The sequence below is a fragment of the Streptomyces regalis genome (assembly GCF_001509475.1).
Classification (GTDB): Bacteria; Actinomycetota; Actinomycetes; order Streptomycetales; family Streptomycetaceae; genus Streptomyces; species Streptomyces regalis.
Genome location: NZ_LLZG01000160.1, coordinates 1 through 7,365 on the forward strand (window position 1 = coordinate 1; position 7,365 = coordinate 7,365).

At 69.5% G+C, this 7,365-nt stretch carries 8 protein-coding genes; 1 reads left to right on the forward strand and 7 read right to left on the reverse strand.

The window, feature by feature from the left end:
- Window positions 1–75 precede the first annotated feature (75 nt).
- From ADL12_RS20305 to ADL12_RS20330, 6 genes are all read right to left on the reverse strand, one after another.
- Window positions 76–687 carry a cation efflux transmembrane domain-containing protein gene (locus ADL12_RS20305; RefSeq protein ID WP_062704091.1) on the reverse strand — a complete coding sequence of 204 codons (612 nt, stop codon included), beginning with the start codon at window positions 685–687 and terminating at the stop codon, window positions 76–78.
- Window positions 684–959 carry a helix-turn-helix domain-containing protein gene (locus tag ADL12_RS50655; RefSeq protein WP_079052166.1) on the reverse strand — a complete coding sequence of 92 codons (276 nt, stop codon included), beginning with the start codon at window positions 957–959 and terminating at the stop codon, window positions 684–686. The genes ADL12_RS20305 and ADL12_RS50655 overlap by 4 nt, the downstream gene beginning before the upstream one ends.
- 1,483 nt (window positions 960–2,442) lie before the next feature.
- Window positions 2,443–2,739, reverse strand: coding sequence for a thioredoxin domain-containing protein (locus ADL12_RS20315; protein ID WP_062704093.1), 297 nt, complete (start codon window positions 2,737–2,739; stop codon window positions 2,443–2,445).
- A 28-nt stretch (window positions 2,740–2,767) separates the two neighbouring features.
- The gene (locus ADL12_RS20320) at window positions 2,768–3,673 is read right to left on the reverse strand and encodes a Crp/Fnr family transcriptional regulator (protein ID WP_244187980.1); all 906 of its coding nucleotides are present in this window, start codon (window positions 3,671–3,673) and stop codon (window positions 2,768–2,770) included.
- A complete protein-coding gene (locus ADL12_RS20325; protein ID WP_341846365.1) occupies window positions 3,670–4,440 on the reverse strand; it encodes a radical SAM protein in 771 nt (256 codons plus the stop codon). The genes ADL12_RS20320 and ADL12_RS20325 overlap by 4 nt, the downstream gene beginning before the upstream one ends.
- Window positions 4,441–4,632: 192 nt before the next feature.
- Window positions 4,633–4,860 (reverse strand): hypothetical protein, encoded by a 228-nt coding sequence (locus ADL12_RS20330; RefSeq protein ID WP_159053220.1) that lies wholly within the window; start codon window positions 4,858–4,860, stop codon window positions 4,633–4,635.
- Between the two features lie 200 nt (window positions 4,861–5,060).
- Between ADL12_RS20330 and ADL12_RS20335 the strand changes: the two genes are divergently transcribed.
- Window positions 5,061–5,705: a hypothetical protein gene (locus ADL12_RS20335; protein ID WP_062704095.1), complete on the forward strand. Its 645-nt coding sequence runs from the start codon at window positions 5,061–5,063 to the stop codon at window positions 5,703–5,705.
- A 158-nt stretch (window positions 5,706–5,863) separates the two neighbouring features.
- Here the strand turns inward: ADL12_RS20335 and ADL12_RS20340 are convergent, their stop codons facing one another.
- Window positions 5,864–6,727 (reverse strand): RICIN domain-containing protein, encoded by an 864-nt coding sequence (locus ADL12_RS20340; RefSeq protein WP_107119973.1) that lies wholly within the window; start codon window positions 6,725–6,727, stop codon window positions 5,864–5,866.
- Between the last annotated feature and the right edge of the window lie 638 nt (window positions 6,728–7,365).

Sequence of the window (7,365 nt, forward strand, 5' to 3'; positions counted from 1 at the left end):
AGCCTCCACGGGCTCGACAGCCTCGGATCCGGACACGTTCTCACTGGTCATCGATGCATCTTCCATGATCGGGAGTTACACCGAACGTCTTACAGTCCCCACGGCGACGGCGGCGATAACGAGGGCGGCGATCGGGTCGGCCCAAGACCAGCCGAGTGTGGCGTTGAGGACCAGGCCCACCAGGAGCACGGCGGACAGGTACGTGCACTGCAGGGTCTGCTTGGAGTCGGCGACCGCCGAGGTGGAGCCGAGTTCGCGGCCCGCGCGGCGCTGGGCGGCGGATAGGAACGGCATCACCGCCAGGGACAGGGCGCCGAGCACGATGCCCGGGAGGGACCGTTCGGCTTCGCCCATACCGGCCAGGGCGCGGACGGCGTCAACCGTGACGTAGGCGGCGAGCGCGAAGAACGACACCGCGATGATGCGCAGGGTGGTCTTCTCGCGGGCTTCACGTACGGCGTGCTCGCGTGCGGAGAACTGCCAGGCGACCGCGGTGGGCGAGGAGACCTCGACGACGGAGTCCAGGCCGAAGCCGATCAGTGCGGTGGAGGAGGCGAGGGTGCCGGCAGTGAGGGCGACGCCCGCCTCGATGACGTTGTAGGTGATGGTCGCGGCGACCAGCAGGCGTATCCGGTGGGCGAGGGTGTCGCGTCGGGCTGGAGACGGTCCGAGGGATATCGCGGTCATGGGCAGCAGTCCTTGGCGTCGGAGTCGACGCATGTGCGGTCGGTCTCGACGGCCACCACGGCGGTTCGCAGGTCGTCGAGTGCATGCCCGAGGCGGTCGTCGGCCAGCTCGTAGCGGGTACGGCGGCCATCGGGTACTGCGAGGACGAGACCGCAGTCGCGCAGGCAGGCAAGGTGGTTCGACAGCCGGGTGCGAGAGACGCCCAGTGCATCGGCAAGGTCGGCGGGGTGGGCCGGGGCTTCGCGCAGGGCGAGCAGGATGCGGCAGCGGATCGGATCGGCGAGCGCGCGGCCGAACCGGACCTGTCGCCGCGCATGACGTTGTTCTGTCTGTGCATGGGCGTAGGCGCCGCTGCGGGTCGGTGATCGGTGCTGGGAGTGTTGGGATTGCCTTCAGCCGGGCAGCGTCCCGGCTGCCGGTGCGGCTCGCCGAGCACGTGGGTGGAGATGGCGTCACCGAGTGGGCGTGGCCGCGGGGCTGTCCCCGGCCGACATCCCGCTGTGCTGTCGGCCGTTGCGAACGAGATCCGTGAGGTGGCTGGATGCCGGGTAGCGGCCGACGAGATGCCCATCGAGTCGTTGCGCTGCTTGGTGCCTGTGGTGCGCTGCTCGTTCAGGGCTGCGGCTGGAGTGCGGAGAGTGGTGATCACGAAGCGGGCGACAAGCCTGCGGCCACGGCCACGAAGCCGGTAGCGGAGGTCGACCTCACGACCTCCGACGGGTTTCGCTACCGATTCAGCGCGACGGAAGCAACCTTCAACCCGGTCGAGGATCCCGCCGAGCCTGCTGACCCGGCAGCTCCCGGCACCCAGCATCCTGAAGCTGGGAGACCAGCTCGGCGTGACGGCGTCGCAGGCCGAGGTGAGACGGGTCGTACCTGCCGACAAATCCATCGGCACCAAGAACTGCCGTCAGTTGACGTGGGGTCTGACGGGTGTCACCACCGGCGACGCCGCGGACCGGCCTGCGTTCTGCTTCTTCGGTCTGACCCCCAGCGTCGTTGACCCCGACGACGATGCGACCATCCCGGCTGGCAAGTCCTCCGCAGTGACGTACATGGCGCTCGTCCCCGACACATTGCCCAAAGGCGGGATGCGCCTGGCCGTCAGCACCAGAACAGGAAAGGCGGTCTGGCGGCGGGCCACGTGGCCGTCGGTCAGATCGAGCCCGATCGCCAGCAGGCCCGACCAGCGGCTGTGCCCGAGGGCCGTGGCGGGGAGGTTGCCTCGACGAGAGCCGGCCGTGGTGCTCCAACAGGCCCAGATGCAGGACAGTGAGAGTCCAGCTGGTGGTCACCCACGCCCGGGCTCCGGGAGCACAGGCGGTCGTGAACAGTAGCCCGTGAACTGCTCGGGCGCATTCAGCGCGGTCTGACCGACCCCGCCCTCCCCCTGGGAGAAGTCGGGGAGCGGCCCCGGGCCAAAGTCACGACAGGGGAGGCTGCGCTCGCCGAGGCCGATCGGTTTCTGCGGGTGATCGCGCATCATGACGACGAGCGGCCGTGAGGCTTGCGCAGGCCGTTGGATCACGAACCGCTCCGGGTGTACGGCGCGGTGACGTCGATGACCGAGGTGTCGCCGTGACAGAACTGGGCATCGAGCACCTGCTGATGGTCCGGTGAGCGTCGAGCAGGGTTTCGGCCGGGTGGCACGGACCTCGACGACACCCATGGTCCAACCCCCGGTGAGACTCGTGTCAACGCCCTCGACCGCACGAACACCGCCACGCGTCACATGCAGAACTTCTGGAATCTCGCTCAGACCACCCCGCCGCGGTCTGCCTCGGCAAGGAGTGCGCGCAACTGCTCAACGGTGGGCAAGGGGCCGACTCGGCAGGACAGGCTTGCTGGGTGTCCTGGTGGTGCCAGCGGGTCGGCGCCGTTGATCAGCAGGGTGGGTGAGCCGTGCATGCCCAGGCGTTCGGCGTCCGCGTTGTCAGTGATCTCGCGCCAGGTCACTGCAGTGTCTGCCGGTTCGTCCAGGGCGAGTGACAGGCGTTTGCGCACCAGCGGAGCGTGGGGGCACCCCGGTACGACCAGCACGGTGAGGTCCATGGGGCCTCCTCGGTGGGGTGGCGCCGGTTTATCCGGCGGCGTCGTTCAGCCGCTCGGGGTCCAGGACGGTGATGCGGCCGCGGGCCAGGCGGAGCAGGCCGCGGCCGGCGAACTCGTGCAGGACCTTGGTGGTCGTCTCGCGGGAGGTGCCGGCCAGGGCGGCGAGCTGTTCGTGGGTGAGGACGATCTGCGGGTGGCGTGCCGTCGGCAGCAGCCTGCCGGTGGGGGTGTCGGCGCGGGCGGCGAGGGTGGTCAGAGTGGCGGCGATGCGCTGGGGGACAGACTTGAAGACGCTGTCGGACAGGCGCTGTTCGAGATCGGCGACGCGGAGGCCGAGCATCTCGGTGATCCGGGCGGCGATGCGGGCGTCGGAGAGTAGGAACTTGTGCACGTCTGCGCGGCTCATCACACACACGGTGACGTCGTCGAGGGCTTCGGCGAAGTTGTCGTACATCCGTTGGCCGAGCAGGGCCATTTCGCCGAAGATCGTGCCGGGGCTGATGATGGCGCAGGTCAGGGCGCGGCCGTCGGCGGAGACGCGGAAGATGCGCACCCGGCCGCGTTTGAGGATGAACAGCACCTCGCTGGGCTGCTGCGGGGAGTGGAGGATCTCCCCGGCAGAGTAGGTTCTCATGGGGGCCGCTTCGGCGATGGCCTCCATCTCCGGCTCGGACAGGTCGCGGAAGATGTCGACCTCGGACATGCACCAGGTGCGGTCGGCTTCGTCGTCGCGCTCGATCATGTGCGTGGTCTCCTCGCGTCGCCCCGGCGCCCAGGGCGGTGGCGCGGCGCCCCATGGCGGGCTGGCCAGTGCGTCGGTGCCCTCGGCCAGACAGTAGGGCACAAGGTCGCTGCCGGGGGTGCTGCCGCGCTGGGCAGCACCCTGCGGCACGGGTCCGGGGCCGTCCGGCGACGCGGGTGGGGTCGGCGTCATCGTTCGGCCGAGCCTCGCGGATGTCGGCGCCCGGTAGGACGTGGTTGGTGACGTACTCGAGGTAGTCCTCCACGTTGAGTAGGCGCGGGATGGGGACGACGGGGGAAGAAGTCGCCCTTGGCGAACCACTGTGGGCACTTGGCGTTGATGAGCCGGATGACGTCGGGGTTGGTGAGCCGATGGAGCGGGTCGAACTCCACGTGCCGGCCCGAGTGGGTGACCGGCTGGAACGCCACCGAGCGGACGGCCGGGTGGTCGATGCCGAACTCGACGATGTCGCCCAACTCGTGCTCGTTCAACCCGCGTTCGACGGCGGCCACCAGGGCGACGGTCAGCCCGGCCTCGGCGCAGTTGTCCAACGCCCGTTGCTTGAGCGTGCGCAGGTCCCGGCCGCGGATCTCCCGGTGCGTGCGCTCGTCGAAGCCGTCGAACTGCAGGTAGATGTTCACCGAGCGGCCAGGCGTCTGGTTGCGCTTGCCCAGTTCGGCGACGAAGCGGTGGTCGGTGGCCAGGCGGACGCCGTTGGTGTTGAGGGTGACGTTCCTGATCGGGCGGGCCTGGGCCAGGTCGATGAAGTCGAGGATGTGTTTGTGGATGGTGGGCTCTCCGCCGGAGAACATCACCACTTCCGCCTCGCCCTCCGACTCCACGAACACGTCGAGCATGGCCGCGCACTGTTCGTGGGTGATGGCGTAGCCGTCCAGGTTGCAGCCGGTGTTGACCTCGATGATGCCCAGGCAGGCGTGCTGCTTGTGCTCCGGGCACAGCCCGCAGTCGCTGGGGCAGCCGGGATCGTGCCGGGCTTGTTGAAGCGGGCCGAGGCCAGGTACTCCTGCGCGTCCCTAGACCTTGTTGTCACGGATGTGCCTATCCGCTGCTGCTCTCAGGGGGAGCATCCTGGACCGGGACGAACCAGCCGGGCCGCTGAGTGAGGTAGACGCCGAAACAGCCGCAGTCGGTCACCGACAGCTCCCGGGCGAATGCCTGCACCGCCGGCACGCCCCACACCAGCCACACCGGCCGTGAACACCCACACCGGGGCGATGCAGCAACACGGCCAGCATCGCTGCGGCGGCGCCTTGCACCAGGCCGTACGCGCCGAGGATGGCCGGCATCTCACCCATGGAGGCGAGCTGCCCGATCCCCATCGCCGTATAGATCGTGCCCAGCACGAGCCGCAGCACCATGCCCACGACGCTACGGCCGTACCGCGGCCGGGAACTGTAAGCGCGCTCACCGAACCCGCGACTTGATCACCGATGGTGGGGCGGCGCTGGGCTTGCGGCCGGCCGGCGTGTTGATCGGTGAGCGCGCTCACGGCCCCCACCCGGGTCGGCCGCCTACGGTGGGCTCAGAACACCGCAGACACGAGGAGGGTCCGCCGACCGTGTCCGTACCCGTATCCGAGCTCACCGACAGCCGTGCCGCGACCGACGCCTTGCTGGAGACGCTCCGCACCGGCCGGTGGAGACCGGGCGCTGTGGGGCGGTTCCTGCATCTGGCCGCTCACCGGTCCATGCGCCAGGCGGCCCGGCGCCCGACTGCGTTCGCGCAGGCCGGCGCCCTGCACGGGCTGCTGTTCACGACCGCCCGTGCTCCCGGAGCCCGGGCGTGGGTGACCACCAGCTGGACTCTCACTGTCCTGCATCTGGGCCTGTTGGAGCACCGCGGCCGGCTCTCGTCGGCTGACGTGCTCACCCTGCTGCGAGGCAACCTCCCCGCCACGGCCCTCGGGCACAGCCGCTGGTCGGGCCTGCTGGCGATCGGCCGCCGCCAGAGCGTCGTCTCCCCGTTCGGCGATGACGCCGACTCCCTCGCCGACGCCGCCTTCTGGACCTGGCTCGTACTGCGACACGAACCAAGCCGAACGGTGCGGGCCGCGGCCCTCGCCGCATGGATGGCGCCCGTCGTCGCGGTCACCGCGGTCAGTATTCGCCGCGGCAGCATGCCCGACAGGCCCCGGCCCGCCCTGCTGCGTCCGGCCGCCGCCATGCAGGCCGTCGTCGCCGTGCGGCACCTCCTGCGCCGCTGACCCGGCGCCCTCCCGCCGGGTGCCTGGCGATGTGGCACCGGAGTGCCACGCAAGGACTGGACGACGGCTATCCGCTTCGGCGAGGAGAAGGGCCGCTACGGGGCGTCGCCGACTGACCCCGAGCTTCTGCCGGTGGCTCTGGGGCCTCGATTTTCTGGTCAGGCGGGGGTGAGCTGCTTCCAGATCTGGGCGTTGGTGCCGTTGCACTCGTGGATCTGGACCTGGACTCCGTTGGTGAATTTCGAGTAGGGCACGTCCAGGCACTTGCCCGACTGGGTGTTGGTGAAGGCGGCCGGGGTCGGCTGGTCGTAGCGCCACTGTTGGGCGCCGGTGCCGTTGCATGTGTAGATCTGTACTTTGGTGCCGTTGGCGGTACCCCCGTCGGCCACGTCCAGACACTTGCCTGAATTCGGGTTCACCATGGTGCCCTCGGGCGTGATCTTCCAGGTCTGCCCCAAGGAGCCGTTGCAGTCCCACACCTGCACCGTCGCGGCGTCTTCCGTGCTGGCGCCGCTCACATCCAGGCAGTGCTTGCCGCCGTCGGGGCTGTAGGAGAACTCCGTGGGCGTGGGCGCCGGGCCGGTCACGGTGAACGTGCACCAAGCGGACCAGGCGGACGGGCCGTCGGAGCCCTCGGCGCGGATCCGCCACTGGTAGTCATCCGGGCCGAATGTGCTGGTGGGAATCTGGATGCCCCACTCGTGGCCGACCGGCCCCGTGCTGACCTGGAAGGTCCGAAACGGCTGCTCGCCCGGGCGCGCGAGCTCGATCGTCCCGCCCAGGTCGGGCTGGGGGTCCACGCCCTTGACCGAGGCGGCGAACGTTGGTGCGAAACTGTTGGTGGTGCTGAACGTTGGTGGGGTCTGAGCGCCACAGAGCTGGAAGCCCTCGTAGGGGCCGTTGGAGATCCGCAACGTCTCGGGGACGTCGGGGGTGGTGGCGGCCCATGCGGCGGCAGGAACGCTGAGGAAGGCGGCGGCCAGGCCCGCGGCCGCGGCGACCACGGAACGAATCCGTCTCATGATCACTCCATCGCAAGATCGATAATTCGGTCGCTCAGGAGTCCACACCGCCGAACGCCTCCACGTAAGCCCGCAGCTGTCGGCGTAAGGATTACGTCACATCTATCGATCCCGTGCCGGGGAGGCTCGGCGCTGACCCGGCCGGGGGGCAGGATCTTCGACATGATGGGCCGCCCGATGCTGCGGCTGGGTCGTCTACGACAGCGAGTCGATCCATTCCTCGAGGTGGCGTACATGGTCGCGGAAGGTGTTGGCGAGGAGCACCCCGCCCTGTACGCCGGCGAGGAGGCTGACCGTTCAGAGCCCCCGCGCCCGGCTCCGAGCCAGTAGCCACGCCCGATGGTGCCCCGCTCCCACAGCCACCGCGGCCGAAACGAAGACCGCCGCGGCCCCGGCGTACCATGCCGTGAGCCGTGGGCGGTGCGCCGTGCTCGTCCGCGACGATGCGTCTGCGCTGAAGGCCAGGGCCGTGACGTAAGGGTTTCGTCATCAGCTCCGGGCGCCGGGAGGGCCGTTCGTTCCGTTCAATGGGGTGACGACGGATGGTTCTCAGGAGGAGGAACGGGATGGGGCGGGTGCGGACCGTGCTGGTCAGGCCGTGGGTGGTCGGGTTGCTGGTGGTGGCTGTCGCGGGGGCC

Coding starts and splice junctions, on each gene's coding strand:
- ADL12_RS20305 (WP_062704091.1), bottom strand. CDS start 687: ATGACCGCGATATCCCTCGGACCGTCTCCAGCCCGACGCGACACCCTC.
- ADL12_RS20315 (WP_062704093.1), bottom strand. CDS start 2,739: ATGGACCTCACCGTGCTGGTCGTACCGGGGTGCCCCCACGCTCCGCTG.
- ADL12_RS20320 (WP_244187980.1), bottom strand. CDS start 3,673: ATGACGCCGACCCCACCCGCGTCGCCGGACGGCCCCGGACCCGTGCCG.
- ADL12_RS20330 (WP_159053220.1), bottom strand. CDS start 4,860: ATGGTGCTGCGGCTCGTGCTGGGCACGATCTATACGGCGATGGGGATC.
- ADL12_RS20340 (WP_107119973.1), bottom strand. CDS start 6,727: ATGAGACGGATTCGTTCCGTGGTCGCCGCGGCCGCGGGCCTGGCCGCC.